The organism is Mycobacterium venezuelense (genome assembly GCF_054919535.1).
This window is the reverse complement of the sequence record NZ_JBONDW010000031.1, coordinates 38,434-61,802: the sequence shown is the minus strand read 5'-3', so window position 1 is coordinate 61,802 and position 23,369 is coordinate 38,434. Positions and strand designations below refer to the sequence as shown.

Genomic DNA, 23,369 nt, shown 5'->3' with positions numbered 1-23,369 from the left:
AGTCGTTGGTCACGCATCGCCGCCATCCGCTGGGACGGCACCCGATGCCGAGACCGTCGACGCTGTTCCGGCAAGCGCGAGTGTGGTCGACGATGACCATGGATGGTCTGTCCCCGAGGGGCAAGCCGACACGGTCACTGCCGCAGCGGCCGCAGAACCCTCAGCTACCCCGCCGGCGATCACAGAATCCACTGCATCAACTGGCAGCGAGCAGGCCGATCCGGTCGTCACTCCGACAGTTGTTCAGTCTTCACCGGCGGGCAGCCCGGGGGCGGCCGCGCTCGCCAACGCAGCCGCGGCGCGAGCAGGCCTAGATTCACCCGTTGACACACCGGCGCCCCGACGAAGCACCGCGAAACCAGCCGAAAGACCGGACAGCCCAACCGGTTCAGCCGCTGCGGCCCCCTCCTCCGAAGCGGCGGCGACCGTCGCGGCCCGGAAGGCTGACACCCCCAGCGCGGCCAGGTATGACCCGTTGTCGGTGGCCGATGAAATCGGTGCGGTTCAGGGCCATCCGGAACCCGACATATCGGAACAGGTGAACTATCGGGCACAAGACCCCGCCACACGTCAGGTCGACACCCGCTTTGCACCGTCGCTCGTCGGTGTGGTGGATTCCCGTGACGCGCAGCAGATCGCGCGGGTCGCTTCCGACCTGTCCGGCCGTTACGGGCCGCATCGGATTCAGTTCTACGGTTCTGTGATCACCGGGGGCATACGTCTAGAAGGTGACATCCTGCATGGCGATCAGAAGATCGGCGACGTCAGTGCGGACTTCTTTCGCGATCCGGAGGGCAATCTCGTCGCCGCCCACGGTGGGCTTGAGATCGAACGCGAGTTCAAATCGCTGAGAGGCCAGGGATTTTCCAAAGCGCTGGTGGTCGAGCTGGAGCGTTACTACACCCAGTCAGGTGTCGATCGCATCGAGTTGACTGCCGGAAAAGACGGTGGCTACGCCTGGGCTCGTCGCGGATTCACGTGGAACTCGGAGCCGGTGCTACTGAAGCGCTCATTGCAGAACATCAGGTCGGCGGCTGGTCGTCTTGCCAAGACTGCGGTCAGCGACGACGCACGGACGATCCTCCACGACATTGTCGAAAGTCTGCAACCGGACAGCGCGCGACTACCAGAGCCCATCGAGCTGGCAGATCTCGCCACCGCCGCAGAACCCGATCTGGGACGCCGCCTGATGCGCGGCACCGAGTGGTACGCCGCCAAGCATTTGCATGACAGCACGGCGAATAACTGGAGTGCCGAACACGACTGCGCACACGTTGTGGCGGCCGAGTTGTCGGACCGTTACCGTCGTGAATTCCACATCGATGCGGCGCCATCACCCAGAGGGGTTCCTGCGCGCTCACTGTTCGTCGCTGTCGGGGCCGTACCGCGTTTCGTGACGTACGGAGAAGTGGCCGACATGCTGCGCGAATTAGGTGACGGCGCATCGGCGGTGTTGGCATCACGCTGGGCCGGCGGTGATCGTCGCGGAGGCCACGCGTATCTCGCGGTCAACGACGGTGGTGACATCTTCCTGATCGACCCGGAGGGCGGGCGTTCAGGGTGGCCGCCGTATTGGGGTGAGGTCACCCGCACGGCGGCAGGCTATCTCAGTGCTGCTGGAACCCCGGTAAATCGGCTGGTCGACGAGCTTGCGGAGTTGCAACTGATTGCCGCCGATTCGGTAGGAAAGGTCAAGGGCCATCAGGTAGACCCGGACTTCACTCGACGACAAGCGGACTACCGCGCGCAGGATCCAGCGACTCGTACTGCCGACAGCCGGTATGCCGAACCGTTGGATGAGTTACTTGCCGACCCGTCACCGGAAAGTATCAGGCAACTCGCGCAGGACCTTTCGGGCTTCTACGGGCCCTACGACGTCGCATTCGCAGGATCTGTGCTCCACGGCGAGATCGTCCTCGACGGCGCGATTCGCCATGGCAGCGAGGTGATCGGTCGGGTTATTCGGCGGTATAACCGCGGTGCGAGGGCCGACATCGTCGCTCATCATGACAGTTTGGTGATCGCCGAGCATCACCGAGGCAAGGGGTTCGCGAAGGCGCTGACAGCCGAGCTGGAACGATATTACGTGCACTCTGGTGTTGCCCGCATCGTCCTTGATGCCGAAGGCGCGGGGGCCTACGTGTGGGCACGCCGTGGCTTCGGCTGGAACATGGACGGCGACAGCCTCCGGTGTTCGCTTAGCAACATCAGGGACTCGGCACAACAGTTGGCACCGCGTGTCAATGACGCGGCACGTGCAGTTCTTACCGACCTGGAGAAGCGCCTGCGCGTCCACCATGCCGAGTTGCCCGAGCCGATCGATCTGGCGGCCCTCTCCGCACCAGGCGAACCCGACCTCGGGCAGCGATTGCTGCGGGGCTCGACCGTGTTCCTTGTCCGGCACCTTCCGGCTGGCGCTCTCGGTGAGAAGCCCGGTGTTGTCGCGAGGGTGCGACGCTGGCTCGGAGGTGCTGCAGACTCTCGTACCGGCTGTGCACAACGGGTTCTCGAGCAGCTGTCGGCACGATATGTGCGCGAGTTCCGCATTGAGATGGCTCGTTCGCCTCGAGGGATACCGGCGTGGGCTTTGTTCGCGGCAATCGGGTCTCGGGCCGAGTTCACGACATACTTCGAAGTGCAACAACGACTTCTGCAACTCGGTGATGGTGCTTCGGCGGTGCTGGCGTCGCGGTGGTCCGGTGGGCGTCAAGGGGGCCATGCCTATCTGGCGGTCAACGACGGAGGTGCGCTGTTCCTCATCGACGGGCGCACCGGCGAGCGGTCGGGTTGGCCGCCGCACTGGGGTCAGAACGCAGTCGATGTGACCGCGGTCGGCTATCTGGATGCCAACGGTGAACCGCTGCGACCACAAGGTGACTCTCCTTCACATGTGGCCCTCGCCGCTGCAGACGCCGTGGGTGACGTTCAGGGGAACCTCGATGACAATCTGCGCGCGGTCGCCGATGCCGCTCTTAGGCAACGCTTTCCGATGCTCGACGCGACATCGGCTGCTGCCGAGTTACGCCATCCCCTAGGCCTGGTCGAACTTTCCCGCTCACGCGCACAGGCAAACGCCGTATGGTGGGCCGAGTTGTCGGACGCGGCCATCGACGCCCTCATCCAGACGTATCCGGGGTCGATCGGCAATGCCGATGGCATACCGGCGACTGCCCGCGATAAGGCGAACCGGCAGGCATTGGCAGCCGATCAACACAGACGTCCAGCACCGACTGAAGACTCCGAAATGCTCACCCGAGTTCAACAGGTTGCACAGGAATTCGCAGCGGCCGAGTCGCGAGCCAAAGAAAACCGCGTAGACGTCTATCTGCTGGCGTACGACCCTCTTGTGTCTGGTGACGACGTACGGGTCTTGGTCAGCTTCGGCAATCCTGACATGGCGCAGGAGGTTACGTGGCATGTGCCGGCTATTCAGCGCCCCGCGGTCATCGCCTTTGCCCCGGCGATGCAGGCTGCCCTCACCGACTTGTGGTCCAACCGGAGGCGTAATCCGACGCTCCCGGTAGCCGCGATTGCCTGGATCGGTCACCGCGTACCGAGCAGCTTCGCTGAAGCGGATAACGACACTGTGGCGTATGCGGCAGGCGTGGTTCTGCATGGCGATGTCGCCGCCTTCAGCGCCGCCCGCGACGCGGGCCGCGGATCCGCCAACCAAGTCGCGAGCAATGTCGTCGCTGGTTACGGCAACGGTGCGTTGATCATCGGCAATGCGTGGGATAGCGGGCTGACGAACCACATTCGAATCGCTCGGCTGTACAAGTCACCTGAGGCGGCATTCCGACTGTTCGGAAGTGCGGCACCGAAGCTGAGTTACCGGTCCGAGGCCAGGCGCGTCGTCGAGATCCCCGTAGCTACCGATGCTGCACGGGCGACGTACCGAGCGCAGGACATTGCTCACCGCCGGATTGAGCCAGTGCTGCTTCCGAGGCTCTCAGATATCCTCGCCGCCCGTGAAGCCGACGGTTCTCCGGATAGTAGAGCCGGTGACCAACTCGCGGAAGACCTATCTGGCCGCTACGGGTCGTTGAGTGTCCGATTCGGCTTCGCCGATCTCCACGAATCATCCTTGCTGCTCGACGCCGCGCTTCAGAACCACGAGGGCGACTCGGTGGGCGACATCCAAATTCTGGTGAAGAGGGATCGCGATGGCGGCCTCGTGGTGTACCACCATCTCCTGCTTCGCCGGCCAGAGTTCCGATGGGATGTTGGAGTGCTTCTGGCCGATTTGGACCGCTACTACCGCATGTCTGAGGTATCGACGGTGTGGGACGGCGGCATCGGACCGATAGACGCGGCGCCAGAGGACTTTTCGATCGCCGAGGTTCGGCACGGCGCGTATGGCGGTTGCGCGCACCGTGCCGCGGCGGAGCTGTCTGAGCGGTATGGCCGTGAATTCGTGGTGCCGACGGCGTCGTCCCCGACAGGTGTACCCGCGCGAACCTTGTTCGAAGCCGTGCGGTCCGAAGCCAAGTTTGCAACTTTCGTCGAGATCGAAAATCAGCTCCTGCGGGCGGGTAGCGGGGCATCGGCGGTGGTGGTGTCGTCATGGGCCAATGTGCAAGGGGGACACGCGTACCTTGCGATCAACGATGGCGGCACCATCTACCTTGTTGGTCCCGGCGGACGACGGTCGCCATGGCCACCTTCGTGGCGGCTTCAGGTCGCCCTCACTGCTGTCGGTTACCTTGATGGCCAAGGCAATCCGACCGACCCCCTGACTCCGGGTAGTCTCCGGTTGGCAGCTGCTGACGCAATCGGTGACGTCCAGGGACGTCGAGCCGAACGTGAGTTTTTCCTCAAACAGGATGCGTATCGGGCACCGAAAGATCGAAAAACCCGGGTTGTGGACACGCGATTCGCGGTTCCGCTGCGTGAGGTGGTCGAGAACCCGGATCAGGATCAGCTCCGTCAATTGGCCGAGGACCTATCCGGTGTATATGGGCTCTACCGGGTGGCGTTCGAAAGTTCGGAGATCGCCGGGAGCGTCTACCTCAGGGGCGACATCTTATTCGGTGATGACCGGATCGGAACCGTGCAGCGGCGCTTCTCCTACGACCGTGACGGCAGGCTTGTCGCCCGCCACATCGGGTTGGAAGTCACACCGGCCTTCGCGGAGTTGAGGGGAAAAGGCTTCGCGAAGGTCTTGACCGCTGAGCTCGAGCGCTACTACGTCCGTTCAGGTGTCGATCGCATCCTTCTGGTGTCGGAGAACCAGGGCACATACGCTTGGTCGCGACGCGGATTCACCTGGGCTACGGAACATTTATTATCGTCGTTCAACAGCATCAAGAACTCGGCAAGCGCGCTGTTGGCGCTGCGCGGACCGAACCGACTCAGCGACGAAGGGCGCGACGTCCTTTCCTCTGTTCTCGAACGGTTGGATCCCGGCAGTTCCGAGCCGCCCGAGCCGATCGACCTCGCGAATCTCGCTACCCCTGCCGAGCCTGATCTCGGTCAGCGATTGCTGAGTGAAACATCCGTGTATTTCATCCGGCATCTGCCGCGCCCGGTTCCCAACGAGGTGGCGGCTCATCCGCGTAGTGACTGTGCGCACCGGGTCGTTGAGGAGTTGGCGGCGCGCTACGACCGTGAGATCAGTCTGAAATCGGCCCATTCAGCCCATGGAACCCCTGCGTGGGCACTATACGAAGCTTTGGGTACGCAAGCCGAGTTTGCATCGTATTCCGAAGCCGGGCAATGCCTTCTAGACCTTGGAGATGGGTCTTCGGCGGTGTTGGCGTCGCGGTGGTCGGAGGGGAGACAAGGCGGCCATGCCTATTTGGCCGTCAACGACGGCGGTGCGTTGTTCCTGATTGACGGGCGCACGGGTGAGCGATCCGGTTGGCCGCCGTATTGGGGGGAAGACGCCGTCAGCCACATCGCAGTCGGGTACCTCGACGCTGCTGGTCAACCGATGCGGCCGCTCGGAGACGTGCCCCTGCAGCTTGCGCTCAGAGCGGCTGACATCGTGGGTGACGTCCAAGGAACACCCGAGGAGAATGTCCGCGCCGTTGCCGACGCAGCGTTGGCGCGGCGCGTGGCGGGGCTGCCCCCGGCACGCGCACTCGCCGACATCGCCACACCGGTACGCGATCTGGAGGTTGCCCGCGCGCGCGCCCGAGACAACGCCGCGTGGTGGGCACAACTGTCAGGCAAAGAGAAGCTTGCGCTGTTCAGGAGCTATCCGCGGACGATCGGTCGCGCGGAGGGCATCCCGACTGCGGACCGTGACCAGGTCAACCGGACATTACTGTTCGCCGACCGCGCACGACTGTGGACAGTGCTCGACAGTGGAGGGGCACTCAGTACCTCCGAGCGGGAGGCACTGGCCGAGCTCGACAAGTTTCACGACGCACTGAGCAGAGCCACCCGACAGGGCGGGGAAAACGTTTACCTGCTGTCCTATGAACGTGACCGGACTGGCGTCGTGCACGCTGTTGTCGCGTTCGGTGATCCGTATGCGGCGGCGGAGGTTGCTTGGCATGTGGCACCCATGCACGACCCGATGGCAGCCTTGCTTGATCCGGCAACCCACTCTCCCACTGATTTTCAGAATCCCACCCCCATGGCTGTCATCGCCTGGATCCGCACCGGTCCTGCCGGCATCGGCACAGCGCACGACGCCGGTGCGGTCCTTGACCGAGATGTTGTTGCGTTCAACGCGGGCCGTGGCGCCGCCGCCGGAGATATCGAATTCACAAACAACGTGATCGTGGGACACGGCGACGGGTCCACGATCGTCGCAAACGCGTGGCAAGCCGGCCTCGATTCTCGGGTACACGAGATCCGACTGGTCGGGGCGGATGCCGCGGTGCGTGACCTGTTCGGAGTATCCGCGCATCCGACCGATGGCGACGTCATCGAGTTCATCGTCCGACCGAAACACGCAGTACCGCAGGATAACGTGCGAGTGCCCCAAACTTCGGATGTCGAACAGGAAGATCGCGGTGACGATCTTCGCCGGGTAGCCGAGGAGGCCCTGGCACGTCGAACGCCGGGGCAGCGGCCTGCGCTCGCCGGCACGGAGCTCATCAGCCCATGGGGGCAGACCGAGCTTGCATGTGCGCGAGCACGCGCCAACGCCCGTTGGTGGGCCGATCTGACCGACCACCAAAGAGTCGCTGTCATGGAGACGTACCCGCGATCGATTGGCAATGCCGAAGGCATTCCGGCTGAAATTCGTGACCAACTGAACCGCATGTCCCTGGACCGCGATTCGGGTGGTGATGTCCTGCGATTGCAGGCTAAACGCGATCGAGGTGAGTCTCTTACCGCTGCCGAGCAGGTGGTTGTGGCTCTCGAAGCAGTTGATCTGCGGGCTAGGCAGATCAAGGTCAACACCTACCTGCTGGCATACGATCCGCACGAGTCGGGTCGCGATGCCCGCGTCATGGTCAGCTTCGCCGACGCAGATACCGCAGAAGAGGTTTCCTGGCACGTGCCGGCAATGCGGCAGCCGATGGTTGCGTCGTTGGATGCTGCTATGGCCGAAGCTTTGCGGTACGTGAATTCTGCACCAGGCGATGAGCCGGTGGCCTCCGTCGCCTGGATCGGCTACCGTACCGCCAACGCAGGTCTTCCCGACGCCCACGATCTTGCCGATGTCGCGGGAGCCGTCCTGACCAGTGATATCGCTGCGTTCGCGTCCGGACGTAATGCGTTGTCCGGCAGCCGGTCACCGCACAACGTGGTCGTTGGTTACGGTGGCGGCGCTTTGGTGCTCGGACATGCTTGGCGCAACGGACTGCCGGCTCATATCGATCGCGTTCGGCTGATCGACGCGCCCGACAGAGCGTTCAGTCTGTTCGGCGGTGCGGCATCGCAATGGAATCAGATACCGGGACACGCACGGGTGGTTGAGATTCCGGTTGATGGTGATGTGGGTCGGGCGACGTATCGGATTCAGGATGTGTCGCAGCGTCGGATCGATCCGCGGTTTGCCGATCGGCTCGACGTGGTTCTGAGTGCACGCCGGGCGGATGGGTCTGTTGACCCGGCGGTGGCATTCCAGTTGGCTACGGACCTGTCGGGCCGATGCGGCAAGAATGGTCTGTGGAGTGCGCGTTTCGTTCTCGCCGATCTGACACCGTCGTCGTTGCGGTTGACCAGCACGGTGTGGTCAGCCGGCAGCGGCGAGGTGGGCGGTTTGCGGATTCTGGTCGAGCGGAGCCAGGGTGGGGCGCCGGCGGTATATCACGAACTCGTCGGTTTCGAATCCCACACCGACCGTGACGCCTATGCGGCGCTGCTCGACGTTCTGGATCGCTACTACCGCCTGTCCGCTGTGCCGATGGTGTCGGACATCGCACAGCGACAACCGATGTCGGGTGGCGACGTGGTCGACCAGGAGCTGGCGATCGTCAGGGCCGAATCGTCCTTCGCCGGTGATTTAGACGGTGTGCATCCGGCGGGCGAAAACTGTGCGCTGCGGGTTGCCGAACTGGTGTCGGATCGGTACGGGCGCAAATTTGTTGTCGGGGCACTGCCTTCGGCTGCGGGTGTGCCGGCGCGGGCGTTGTTCGAAGCTGTGGGGTCAGATGCGCAATTCGCCACTTTCGGCGACGTGGAAGCTGAGCTGCGCAGCCTTGGTCGTGGTGCGTCTGCAGTTTTGGCATCGTCGTGGGTCAATGGCAAGTTCGGTCATGCCTATTTGGCCGTCAATGACGGCGGTCGGGTTCGTCTGATCGGTCCGGATGGTCAGGCGTCGCCGTGGCCGCCTGCTTGGCGACTACAGGTCGGACTGACCGCTGTTGGTTACCTCAATGCCGACGGTGAGGCGGTGAATCCCGTACCGAATAGCAGCCTGCGGCTGGCACCGGCAGATGCGATCGGGTTGGTCAAAGGCCATCCAGGTGGGGGCGAGCTGACGGACGCTGTTTCCAGACTGGCAGACGCGGGCTTGACGCGCCGAGGCATCGCAGCTGCCGAAGCGCTGCGCAATCCGTTGGACGTTGCTGAGGTCGCTGTGGCGCGGGCTCGAGACAATGCCGCCTGGTGGGCTGGGCTGTCCCATGCCGAAAAACTGGCACTTGTCGAGACATACCCACAGCAGATCGGAAATTCTGAGGGCATTCCTGCAACCGACCGCGACAAGGCAAATCGCATCACGTTGCAGAAAGGCGAGGAGAGCTTCGGCGACGGTGACGAGGTCGCAGCGGCACGCTTTGCCCTGGTGGCGCATAGCCTGGCCGAGGCCGAGCTTGCCGCACAACGGGCCGGGCTGGCGATGTACCTGCTGGCATTCGATCCCGCGGAGTTTGGCGGTGACGGCCGCGTCGCGGTCGCGTTCGGTGCCGATCCCTACACCGCGGATTCGGTCGTTTGGCATGTCGGTGTGAGCGTGTCGATGCACAGCGACGAACTACTGGGCGCCGGCATGCACCTTGCACTGAGTTACCTTGTAGAGAGGCAGGTGTCGGATCCGACCACAGCGGTGACTTCGACGGCCTGGATCGGTCATGACGGCGATCGTGCCGACACACCTAACTTGGCTCGCATCGTCGGCGGGCGCCTTTACAGCGCGATCACCGCATTTAATGCCGGCCGCGACGCGTCAACGACAAACGGCAGCAGCTTCAACAGTAATGACATCTTCGGGTATGGCTACGGGACAGCGGTTCTGCGTGCTGCAGCAGAAGAAGGACGGCTAAGCGAGCACATCCACTCACTCGGTCGACTAGACCGACCGACGCGCACCGCCGATATTCGGTTCGCTCATCCCTTGAACGAGGTATTGGACAAGGTTCAAACACATCGCTCCTCAGAGGTGATGCGGCAGACCGAAGATGATTTATCGGGGCGGTACGGACCATTCTCGGTGGATATCAAGGCATCTGTCATCGACGCAGAGACATTCGAAGCCCATTACCTGGATCTCAGTGAGCGGTCTGCGGCGTGGCCGGCCGATCAAGTTTTGTCCTTGCGCGGCAGCGTGACGTCTGAGGATGGGCGCCGTGCCGGTGAATTCGTGCGTCTTGTGTTCTATAGCGTCGACGGATCACTCGTCGTCCACCACTGGCACATGTATTTGGCGCCTTGGGCTCAACAGCAAGGATTCATCAGCGCGTTGTATGACCTGTGGGAACCGTACTACGACAGATCCGGTGTAAACCGGGTCGAGCTCTGTGCGCGAGCTGCGAACGACCTCGCGAACCGTGGGTACGTTCTGGACCCGCTGATGCTGGATGCGTCAGTCGATAGCTTGCTTGGTCAGATCGCTCGGATGGCGGGCGATGAGTCGACGAGCCCGGCTGCGATCGAGGCGCTCATGAGCCTCACCGACACGCTCTATGGCGTCGACATCCCAACGATTCAGGATGTGGCGCAGCTTGGCACCGAGGACACACCTGATCTCGGCGCGACGCTTCTGGCCGCTACCGAGCTCTTCCTCGTCCGCTCACCCGTCGAGCAGACACCCAATGTCCCCGAAGACCCGGTGCGCTCGCGGTTCCCGGATCTGCTGCCGTGGCAGGATGCTACCGACCGGATTCATGAGCTGATCAATCCCATTGGCCACGTCGAGCTGGCACAGGAGCGAGCGCGGGCGAATGCCGCATGGTGGGCCGCTCTGGAACCACACCAGCAGCAGACACTAATCACGCTGCATTCCTGGGTGATTGGCAATTCCGAGGGAGTTTCGGCAGAACACCGAAATGATGCGAATCTCTGGTCGTTGCAGCGTGACCTGCTCGAGAGCGAACAGGTTGACGACGCACGTGATCGCAGCGGTGGGCCCAATGCACTTCAATCGTTCGTGCTCGAGCTGCACAGGGTCACGATTCGTGCGGCTCTGGCCAGGGTCCATGTGTATCTGCTTGCGTACCCGTCGCAGAACACACCTGAACCCGGACGGTTCGTCGTCGGATTCGGTTCCGCGCCTGATCCGTTCGCCGTCGCATCGCTTACATGGCACGTCGGTGCAGGCGACGCTGCATTGAGCAATCAGCAATCGACTTCCGTACTGCAACGAGCGCTGGATCATGTGCTGGAGAGTATTCAGGACGAACCTACGACTTCCGTGGCGTCTATCGCCTGGATCGGTTTCAGCGCTCAGCACGGTGCCGAATCGCCGGACATCACCGGCGCAATCCTGCACAGCGACATCGCGGCGTTCATCGCCGGCCGCGGTGCACTGGCTGAGAGTCAGGGGCAAGCCACCCAGCCATTTGTCAGTCGAGTCGTCGTCGATAACGGCGACGTTGCGGTGGCTGTGGCGTATGCGATGCGGTCCGGCTTGGATGCACATGTTCGTGATGTCACACTTTTCGATTACGGCGGGGATGCTCCGGCACGAATCGCTGGCGATGGGAAACTTACGCAACAGCCTTCGAATTCGGGCCGTGATGTTGTTGACGAAGTGTCGACCATCAATGCATCCGAATTGTCTTTCGCTACCGATCCCAATCGCATGCATCCCGAAGGCGAAAACTGCGCAGTGCGGGTTGCGGACCTGCTGTCGGACCGGTACGAACGTGAGTTCGAGATTAGAGCGGTGACTGCGGCGCAAGGCGTGGCGGCCCGCACGCTATTTGAGGAGGTGGGATCGGATGCGCGATTCGCCTCGTTCAAGGAGATCGAGGACACGCTATTGGGCTTGGGGCATGGTTCATCAGCGGTGGTGGTGTCCTCGTGGCGAGAAGGAGAGTTTGGCCATGCCTATTTGACGGTCAATGACGGCGGTCGGGTCTATCTGATCGACTCGGATGGTCAGCGGTTGCCGTGGCCGCCCCGGTGGCGCTCGCAGGTGGCGTTGACCGCGGTTGGGTACCTCAGTGTTGACGGTGATGCGGTCAATCCTCTGCCGACTAGCAGCCTGCGGCTGGCACCAGCAGACGCCGTCGGCGACGTCCGAGGCCATTCCGATAGGAGCGCCGATGTCGTGCGCAGGCGAGCGGCGTATCGAACCCAGGACCGGACTACTCGCTCGGTAGACACGACCTTCGCCGACTCACTGGCGAAAGTGCTCGATAGCCTTGACGAGGAACAAGTCCGGCAGTTCGCCGATGACCTATCAGGTTTCTACGGGCCCTACCGTGTTGGTTTCAACGGGGTCCTATTCTCGTCGACCGCACGAGTTTATCTCGATGGCAATATCTTTGATGGTGAAGAGCAGATCGGGACGGTCCGCCGATGGTTCGGCCGTGATGAACGAGGCAGACTTGTTGCTCATCACACCGGGTTGAAAATCAACGACGACTATCAGCACTTACGTGGTAAGGGCTTCGCCACAGCGTTGACCACGGAGCTGGAGCGATATTACGTAAGCTCTGGCGTTGATCGGATCGAATTGACTGCTCACGAGAGCGGCACGTATACCTGGGCACGTCAAGGCTTCACGTGGAGTTCGAATCCGGTCGGACTGCAACAGGCGCTGGCGAGAGTCAGGCATTCGGCTAGCCGCTTGGCAGCAGTTGTCGATGCCGAGGCGAGCGCGGTTCTTGCGGAAATCGCTCAGCGGCTCGAACCGGGTCATAGCCTGCGGCCAGAGCCGATGGAAATCGCGAGTCTAGCCACGAGTGATATGCCCGATCTGGGCCGCAGACTGCTCGAAGGCGTCACCGCGGAGCTGATGAAGAAGCTGCCGTTCGAACGGACAGGTGCCGAGCACTATCTGCGCCGGCAGCAGGAGTACCGCGGGGGAGATCGTGCCACTAGGCCGGCCGACCCCCGCTACGCGGACCCGGTCGGTGACGTGGTCGATGCGCTCGACTCGCGCCAGGTGAACCGGCTCGCCGAAGACTTGTCAGGGAAGTACGGACCCTACGCTCTTGACCTGACCGCGCGGGTCGAAGCGTTTCTCGGGAAAGTGCGTGTCGAGGGCGAAATCATGAGCGGCGACGGGCTCATCGGAACTGTGAATTTCAGCCACTTCCGTGACGCAGACAACCTGGTCGTGTCTTTTGACCTTGTGGACATCCACGACTTGCATTCCGACCTACGAGGAAACGGATTCGCGAAAGCGCTTGCTTCACAACTCTTCCCCTACTACACACGATCTGGTGTCGACCGCATAGAGGTTGAGGCCACGCGGGACGGAGCTTATGCGTGGGCCAGCTGGGGCTTCACCTGGGATCCAGATCACGCAAGGATGCGCGAATCATTCGAGAGCATCTTGCTGTCAGCCAATGAGTTACGCGGAAATCTCGGGCTCCAAGAACGGCTGCTCCTCGACAACATTGTCGCGCGGTTGCAAGTCGGCCACCCCCAAATGCCCGAGCCAATCGAGCTTGCCCGGCTGAGCACTGCGAGCCATCCGCACCTTGGGATGGAGCTCATGCTCGACACTGCCTGGCACGGTGTCATGTACCTCGACGGGACGGATACGGCTCAGGCGGCAGTGTCGCCGGACGCTGAGTTCCAGTTGCCGTTCGAGCGCTCCGGCGATGCTACGGCCACTGCGGACACCAGTTGCGCGCATGGAGTTGCTGCTGAGTTGTCGACCAGATACCACCGCACGTTCGCGGTGGCTTCGGTCCCCACAGCCGCTGGAGTTCCGGCGCGGGCGCTGTTTGAGGCTGTGGGATCGTGGGCTCAGTTCACCACTTACGACGAAGTGACCAATGCTCTGCGGAGACTGGGCGATGGGGCTTCGGCGGTGCTGGCATCGCGGTGGTCCGGCTCGCGCGGAGGCGGACATGCCTACTTGGCGATCAACGATGGTGGCGAGCTCTTTCTGATCGACCCCGCCACAAGGAAGCGGTCCGGGTGGCCGCCGTCGTGGGGTAAGAATGCGGTATCGCGCACTGTCGTTGGCTATCTGGATGCCGATGGACATGCGCTGCGTCCGATAAAAGTCGAGGTTCCGTTCTTCCTTGGAGCTGCGGACGCCATCGGCAACGTCACGGGCGGTCCCGAGGAGCCGGCTTATCAGCATCGTCAGCACGATTACCGGAATCGTGACCGCGCAATCGACATGGTCGATGCACGTTACGCGGATCCGGTCGATGATGTAGTCAACAGAGTCCGGCCCGACGTGATCGACCAACTGGCCAACGACCTGTCCGGCAGCTACGGGGGTTTCCGAATCCATCTGGAGGGCTTCGATGTTGACGGCCACCGCCTCGTCCTCGGCGGCGAGATCATCGTCCGATCGCAACCTGTGGGGACGGTCAGCTGGTCATTCGATCGTGACGCCGACGGCAATCTCACGGCACACCATGTGTTACGCGTCGACGACGAGAGCTTTCCGGGAGACGCGTTCGCCGACGCGGTGGCAAGTCAGTTGGTGCCCTATTACACGCGCTCCGGCATCAGCCGTGTCGTATCGACCACGCGCGGAACCACCGGGTATGTTTCCGCCGAGCTCGGCGACACCTGGGATCCCACGCCCACACGACTACGAGAGTCCCTCGGCAACCTCAGACAGGCAGCAGCGGAGCTGCGGACAGGCCTAGACGACGAAGCTGCGCGGGTCCTTGACGAAATCGTGCAACTGCTGCAACCAACAAACCAGCGACTGCCCGAACCGGCTGACATCGCGCTTATCGCCACCTCGGACGCGCCTTCGCTCGGGCGTCAACTGCTCGACCTTGCCGGTTCGGTAGGGGACGGCAGTGGCCTACATTACGTGCAATACCTGTGGAGCACGCGGTTGCACCCGAGTCAGAACTGCGCCAACTGGGTCGCCGAACTTCTGTCGAGCAGGTATGACATCGAAATCCCCCTCGACTCCGCGCCATCCGCCGAAGGTGTTCCCGCCAAGGCGCTGTTCGAGGCAGTTGGCTCTCGCGCCGAGTTCGCCACGTATGCCGAAGTGGAAGCGATGCTTTGGCAGATGAATCCCGGTGATCCCGACGGTCCCGGTCCTGCGGCGTTGTTGGTGTCGTCTTGGCCGGGGGGCACCCATCAAGGTGGTCACGCGTATCTCGCGGTCATGGACGACGGCCAGATCTATCTGATGGACCCGTTAACAGGAGAGCGCTCAGGCTGGCCACCGTACTGGGGCGATGACGGCGTGTCACGGACGGCAGTCGGATACTTGAGAGCCAACGGCCGGCCCGTGCTGCCCTTCGACGGCAGTCCCGAACAGCTCGCCGCCGCCGAGGCCATCGGAAATGTGCAAGGTGCACCGAAATATTCGGAATATCTAGAGCTCCAAGCGGAGTATCGCGCGACTGACCCAGTGGTTCGGGAAGTGGACAGCCGCTACGCCGATCCGGCGAATGAGGTCGTAGATAATCTTGATCCGCAACAAGCGCGCCAGCTTGCCGACGATCTGTCCGGTATGTACGGGCCATATCGCGTCGAGCTGACTGCTGAGGTAGCAAGGGGTTCCGGCGAAATCCTGATGAGTGGCCGAATACTGCACGATGCCCGGGTGATCGGCCGTATCACATGGGTGCTGGGCCGTGACCTCGACGACGGGCTGCTGGTCGCCTATCACGATGTCATTGAGATCAACGAAACAGACCTGCAGGGCAAGGGTTTCGCGACCGCACTCGCTTCGCAACTACAGCCCTATTACGAGCGTTCCAACGTAGATCGGGTGGAGGCGGATGCGCGTTGGGACGGTGCCTATGTATGGGCGCGTTGGGGATTCACCTGGAGTCCCGATCCCGACAAGCTACAAGATTCGCTCGATAGCTTAAAAACGTCGGCTGAGACCATTCAGAACGACCCGAGTACAGACGTGGATACCAATGAACTCGTCGAGCGGATCCTGTCATGGTTGACGCCTAATCACCCGCTGCTGCTGCAACCCTTTGAGCTGGCCCGCCTCGGTACGCGCGGGCGCCCCTCCCTGGGCAGCGATCTGTTGATGGATACCGAGTGGCACGGTGTGAAGTATCTGAGTGATCGCACCACCCCGTTGCGTGACCGAGCCGACGAGACGAGTGTCCTACCCCACGTCGGCAAAGCCGGGAGTCATGCCGGCGACGCAGATAGTCGGCGGCGCCAGGAGGATTACCGGGCGAAAGATCCCACGACGCGTCCAGTCGAAACCAACTTGGCCGACCCTTTGGGCGATGTGGTCGACAGTCGCGACGAGCACCAGGTTCGAGCGTTGGCCCGAGATCTTTCGGGCATGTATGGCCCATATCGGGTCGACTTCAACTGGACGTTATTGCTCGAGTTGGGCGACACAGTCCGTTTGTTGATTAACGGCGACATCCGGGACGGTACGCGACTGGCCGGCCGCGTTCAGCGGACTTTCGTCCGCGATGGCGATGGCAACCTGGTCGCACACCACGAGTCTCTCTGGCTCCGCGATGAATTCAAGCAGCAGGGGTTTGCGCGTGCCTTCCTTTCGCGCCAACGCGAGTATTACGAGCGTTCGGGTGTTGATCGGATTGTGCTGACAGCCGGGGACGATGACGGTGGATACGTCTGGGCTCGACTGGGTCTGACCTGGAACCCGGACCCGGCCCTGCTGCAGAGTTCGTTGCAGAAGATCAAGGGTTCCGTACGCGATTTGCGATCGAGCGTAAGTTCAGAGGCACGAGCGCTCCTCGGCGACGTCATGCAGCGGCTGGATGCGAGCCATCCGCGTTTGCCCGAACCAGTGGAGTTGGCGCACCTGGCCACCGACGCCGAACCCGATCTGGGTGCGCGACTGCTGCGGGGCGCGGACTGGCATGCCGCGATGTTCCTTGGGAACGATCTACCGACAGCGAAGCCCGGAGCGCCGAACTGTGCGCAATCCGTGGTCGATGCACTATCGGACAGATACGGGCGTTCGTTCGATATTTCGGCTGCTCCGTCCCACAAGGGAGTACCGGCGCGCGCGCTGTTCGAGGCCGTCGGGTCGATCCCGCGCTTCGTGAGCTACGCGGAGGTTGCCAGCACGTTGCGGGCGATGCCATCTGGATCATCGGCATTGTTGGCATCACGCTGGGCCGGCCTCGACCGAGGTGGTCACGCCTATCTTGCCGTCAACGATGGCGGCGAAATCTTCCTGATCGACGAAGCCGGTCAACGATCGGGTTGGCCTCCGCATTGGGGACAGGACGCGGTGTCGCGGACAGTCGTCGGCTATTTGAACGCCGATGGTCGCCCGGTCCGACCCACTAATGCTGACGTTTCGCCGCAGTTGCAGTTTGGCGCCGCCGATGCCATCGGCACCGTGCACGGACATCCTGACGGCGCAAACTTTGCGCGCGCACAACGCGGGTACCGCCACCAAGATCCCGGCCGGCGTCGCGTCAATACCGATTTCGCAGATCCGCTGGGGCATGTGGTCGACAGCCTCGACCCGCGCAAGATTCGCCAACTGGCACTGGATCTTTCAGGCGTGTACGGGCCATACCGCGTCCAGATGATCAGTGCAAGAGTCGGCCCGGTCGACGGTGTCGGCGTCGACGACGCTGTTCTCCTGAGCGGTGACATCGTCTACGCCGGCCGAGCGATCGGTGAGATTGAGCGGGCCTATTTCCATGACGACGGTGACCTCGTCGCTTATCACCGAGCCGTCAAGATTTTTGCTAGCGCCTTCCAGGGTAAGGGCTTCTCGACGGCGTTGGCGCAAGAACTTGAGCGCTACTACTCCCGCTGCGGTGTCGACCGGATCGTGTTGGCGGCGGTGAGCGACGGCGCGTACGTGTGGGCAAAATCCGGTTACACCTGGGACCCCAATCCCATATCGCTCGAGTTGTCGTGCGAGTTCATCCGGGATGCGGTTGAGCGGCTTCGGGACTCGGTCGGTCCTGATGCACGGGCGGTTCTCGATGAGGTGGTGACGAGGCTGGATCCAACACACCCCCGTATGCCCGAGCCTGACGAACTAGCACGGCTGACTGCGCCCGGCCACCCCGACCTCGGGAAGAAACTGCTACGAGGAACTCCATGGTTCGGCGCGAAGTACCTGACGCATATCGGCGGCCAGCAGGAGGTTGGGCACGGCGAGACCAACTGTGCTCACCGAGTCGCCACGCTGCTCTCAAACAACTATGGCCGCAACATATCTGTCGCGACGAAACCCACAGCGGCGGGCCTGCCTGCTCGGGCATTGTTCGAAGCAGTCGGATCGCGCGTGCGATTCGCGACCTACGAAGAGGTGGCGAACACCCTGCGATCCATGCCATCTGGATCGGCAGCCGTCTTGGCATCGCGCTGGGCGGGTTGGGGACGCGGCGGACACGCCTACCTCGCAGTGAATGTGGGTGGTGAGATCTTCCTCGTCGACGAAACTGGTCACCGCTCGGGGTGGCCACCGTATTGGGGCCAGGATGCGGTGTCGCGCACCGTTGCCGGCTATGTGGACGCCGATGGTGTACCGGTCAGGCCCATTGAGGTCGACGTTCCCATTCGACTTCAGCTAACCCCGGCCGACGCCATCGGTAACGTCAAAGGGCATTCCGGCGACAGTGCTGACGCACGTCGTGCCCGAATTGTCGAGGCCGCGGATGCTTTGAGACAACGCGGAATTGCGCGACCCGACGCATTGGTCAATGTGCCGCGGAATAACCGGCAGTTGAAGCGGCGGCGTGAGCAGGCCAACGCCACATGGTGGCGGCGGTTGAGCCAGAGTCAGCAGGATGCTCTCATTGAGATCTACCCCTGGCACGTCGCCAATACCCAGGGCCTACCGCGAGCGGCCCGCGACCGAGCCCACGAGCGCTCGATGGGCAATCCGAGTGTGGGAATGCCGGCACCGGTTGACGGTAGGCAGGTCGAAGCCACGCCTGAACCGAAGGACGTGCGCATCATCGAGGGCACGGGTGACGGCCCGGTTTCCATGGTGATTGCTCACCCGGACCAAGTAGCGGACTGGGACCGACTTGCCGACGCGTCTCACCGGGAACTCAGTCTTGACGGCTATATCGACCGCCTGATGTTGGACGCTCAGCTGACCGTCCGCGAGATGGTTGCGCGGCTGCATCGCGAGCTGAACAAGCACTGTGGCACGCCGGCAGAAGTCACCGGCATGGACGACAAGCATCTGCGGATCTACCCAGAACAGAGCGGTGAGCAGTACATACACGCCATGGCTCTGGTAACCGACCCGGGTACGACGCTCGAAATCGCTTACCAGTCTTACCAAATGCTCAATGAGAGCAAACTTGACGCGCATCAGTCGCACATCAGTTACCTGGGGGAGTTGCCCGCGGGCATGACAGCCGCTGAGGCCAACGCCGTCGCCTTCGCCCGGTGGGCGCGGGGCGAGTTGACCAACGACATTCCGCCGGCGCAGCTGACTCGGGAACTGCTCGATTTGCATGCGCAGCCGCTGCGCTCTGCGTTACTCATCCGGGCTCGCCTTATCAGCGACTACGGCGTCGAACCACATCGCATCCGAATTGTGTATGCCGGCGAGCATCGTCATTCCGGTAAGGCAATGTCGCGCTGGCTGCGAGCGCACCTGTTCACGCTGAACCACATCCGGGATAGCCCGATCGAAACGAGGGGAGCCATCGTCAAGGCACTCCTTGGTGATGGGAAGACCGCTGAAGAACGTAGCGCGCGCGTAGGTTCGGTGTTGGACCGATTCATCGCGGCACACGAGAGCACCGGTGGCCCAAAGAGGTACACACTGCTGTGGGTTCGTGACACCCGGCCGTTCGGCCAACGCGGGCCCGAATTGGACACCAACCCAGGGCACGTTCGGCAGATCCTCGACATGCTGCGGGCTCGGCAGCCCGAGCGGCAAGTCCTGCTGGTGGGCGATGATCTGTTCGCAGGGCGTCCGGAACTGCGCGAATCATGGCGTCGTGAAGGCGTCTTGGACACGGTCGATACGGATACGTTGATCAAATTCTGGGAGAGGGACAGCCTGACCCGCGCCGAACAGGCGTTGTTCTTCCATCGGCTCGGGCAGCTGCGCGACGTCGTGCAGATCGGCCAGGAGAGCGGAGCGCTCGAGACACAGATTGTTCTCGGCATGCCGACGGTATACCTTTCGGCAAGGGAGTACACCGGCAACAAAGCGGACCGGTGGTTGCATTACTCTCAGCCATGGCAGTACGGCCGGACCGTACCGATGCTCGACGAACAGGACAATCCGGTTTTTGACGGATCTGGCTGGCCCCAAATGGAATTCCGCAAGCTGGGTGATCCGCTGCCCGCGCCGCTGAGTTCGGTCGAGCGCGTGCCAGTCGGTCCTGAACTGACCGACCCAATGAACCGAGATGTTCGAGCAGGGACAGTCCACTGGCCGGCCACAGTATCGCTGACCGCCAGCCGGATCAGCAGCCTGATCGACACCGGTAAAATGGACCAGTGGGCCGATCAGCTCGGGCGCACGGTCGGCCTGAACAATGAGGATCAGACGGTCTGGACTGAGCAGGACTGGCAGAGCAGCCAGGTGCATGCGCATGCGCTGAGCCGAAGTCTGCACACCCAAGCGGCGACGCCCGAAGCGATCGCCCACAAATGGGATCGCATCCGGCTGGCGCTGCAAGGTGTCGTCGCGCCTGCTTACACAAACGACGAGAGCTTCGAAGGTGTCTCGGGCTCGCATCTGAATGCCGTACATGGCACCGAAGATGTGTTGACAGTCCGGGGCGAACACCTGATCGCAGAGGCCTACAGCGCCGATCCCAGTGTCCGACCCCGCGCGGTCGTCGGCGCGCTCAAGCAGATTTTCGACGCCGCGGATCTGCGTGGTCAAGCCCTCAACGACCTGTGTGCCTTCAAGCTGACACCTGCAGAGCTGCAACATCTGCACGAGGCGATCGAGCGGGTCGTGGCGGCCAATGAGTCTTCTCGCGCTCTTCCGTCGACGGAAACTCCGCTGGCAGCACTGAATCCCGCCGAGAACGCCACGGACACGACGCAACGGCACATGCGGCGGCCGGGAGCTCATACAGCCGACGCCGGCAGACATTCGATTAAAGACCCGTACGACACCTTGGGAACCGAAGTCGTCCCTAACATTCTCTCGCCGAGAGGATCCGACGACCACCCGGTGTTCTTCGGGCCGGATGATTTGACGGCAGCTGCGGAGTACGGCAGCGCAATGACCGAGCAGGATGTCAACCGCTGGTCAGACAGGGATGCGGCCAAAGCGCTGCAGGCATACACGGGCCTGCATGCCCACAAAGTCGTCAATGAATGGCTGCGCGAACGTGATCCGGGTGTGGAACAACCCATGTTGATCGGACTGCTTGACAAAGCGTTCCTCGAGTCGAGTGCGTTCGCGGAGCCGGTTCTCCTTACAAGAGGTGCTACTGCTAGAGATTTCAATGGTTCTGACTTGAAGTTCTCGCCATCCGACTCTCTCGACCGCCTGAAAGCGCTCGAAAGTACCACCTATGTGTTTGACGGCTATATGTCGACGTCGCTGTCGACAATCCCAGCGTGGGTTCGATTCAACCCCGTGCGGGTGATCATCTCGATGAAGCCCGGTCAGCGCGGCATCTACGTCGGTGGTGCCCCCGACGGCCCCTCACTGTCACAGCGTCGCGGCGAGCGTGAGGTAATACTGCCGCGGGGTCAGACATTGCGAGTGTTGAAGGTTCGAAAGTCGTTGGCGGCCGAATTCGAGGTTGATGTACTCGTAGAGGTCGTAGTCCAACCGCACCACGTGCAGGAACTGCCGAGCGTCGACATTCCTTTCCGCTTGCCCGACGGTAGCAACGATCAGAACGCGCCCAGCACCGTCACCGGCGAAACATCGAGTGCCGCGGATGAATCCGGTCTATCAGCCCCAACACGCACCGATCAAGGTGATGTCGATGTCGCCGAACCCGCGTCATCTCGGGCCGGTGAGCGATGGGACGCTACAGCCGACTCGCCGCAGAGACCCCAACCGGTGCGAGCTAATCCGGTATCAACAGAGTTTCGCCGCCTTGGGCAGAGCGTGGTGTCAGATATCGATGCACCGGTAGGCACAGAGGTGAATCCGCATTACTTTGGGGCGGACTCCACTGATTCAAAGACCTTTGGCTGCTGGATGACTCCGCAAGACGACACGCTTTTGGATGCGCAGCAGCTGCTCGCGATTAAGCGCTTCACGGGTCAGACGGGCTACCAGATCAACGCATGGCTGCGCCATGGCGATGGCGATGAACCAGCGGATGTTGCGCTGCTCGACGCGGCGATGTCGGCGCAGGAACCCATTGGTGTTCACGTTGTGGTTGTCCGAGGAACCACGGCGATGGAGTTCAACGCCAACAGCCGACAGATTCAGTTTTCCCACAACGCCACGGTTGAGCAGCTTCGCTCCCTGGTCGGCGCGACTTATGTGTCGCAGGGGTTTCCGTCGATGTCATTGGCAACCGTCCCGCTCTTTCCTAAGCGGGTGCGGTTGATACTGACGATGAAGCCCGGTCAACGCTGCATCTATGTTGACGGTGCGCCCAGCGGCGACCGCTTATCGGGCAGTCCTTACGAGGAACGCGAGGTCATCCTTCCACGGGGGCAGACGTTCCGCGTGGTGGAAGTTCGAGAGTCAACGGCGGACGATCCTCGGAGTCGGATCGAGGTCGACGTGATCGTGGAGGTGAGCTCTCCGACAGATTCGGCGCTCGGAAGCTATGACGAAATTCCGAACCAGTCAACCTCGCATGGAATGTTCGACCAAAGCGGAAAGTACACCGCGATGAGCCCGGAACATATGCCGAACGAGCCCGTTCCGCTGTCGGCCCCTACAGCGCTTGAAATCAAATCAAATCCGCACTACACACCAATGCGCGTCAACCCGGCGGGAACGGAGTACAAGCGGTTGGGGCGAATTGTGGTGCCTGATCGCCGTGGGCGGGTGGGCTCTGAAGGAAACCCGCACTACTTCCGCGCGGATGACACGGCGGACTGGCAAGCCTTCGGAAGCTCGATGACTCCACAACACGAATCACATTGGGATTCACGGCAATTGGCGAGTATCCGTGCCTACACTGGTAAGGAATCCAAGGGGTTCAACGCCTGGCTGCATTACGGAGTCGGAGATGGTCCTGCTGGCCTGGAGGACCTTGATGCTGCGATGCGTACAAGCCGGTTTGCGGAATTTACTGTGGTCACCCGTGCCACGACGGCGTTGGAGTTCAACGAAAACAGCCTTGGCTCAGAGTTTTCCAGAACCCACATCAAAGATTTGAAGAGACTCGAAGGTGCGACCTATGTGTCACGAGCATTCACGTCGGCTTCGCTGTCGACGATGCCCGGATACCCGGGACGTGTGCGCGTGATCTATACCATGATGCCCGGTCAACGGGGAATCTACGTCGGTGGCGCACCTGACGGAAATCGACTCTCGTCGAGCGGATTTGCGCACGTCGAAAGGGAAGTGATCCTGCCTCGGGGACAGACATTGCTGGTGTTGAAAGTTCGAAAGTCCACCGACAGCCGAAACTTCCTGGCCGATGTGATAGTGAAGGTGGTTGATCAGCCTGTCTAGTACGCATTCCGATTCGATGCGCTGAGGCAACCATGGCATGCCGACACGGTAGCCACCAAAAATGACACGACCGAACTCGGCG

At 62.1% G+C, this 23,369-nt stretch carries 1 protein-coding gene; it reads left to right on the top strand.

What is annotated here, in order from left to right; translation table 11 throughout:
• Nucleotides 1-481 precede the first annotated feature (481 nt).
• Nucleotides 482-23,287 carry a toxin glutamine deamidase domain-containing protein gene (locus tag ACRCUN_RS32170; RefSeq protein WP_462145658.1) on the top strand — a complete coding sequence of 7,602 codons (22,806 nt, stop codon included), beginning with the start codon at nucleotides 482-484 and terminating at the stop codon, nucleotides 23,285-23,287.
• Nucleotides 23,288-23,369: the final 82 nt, after the last annotated feature.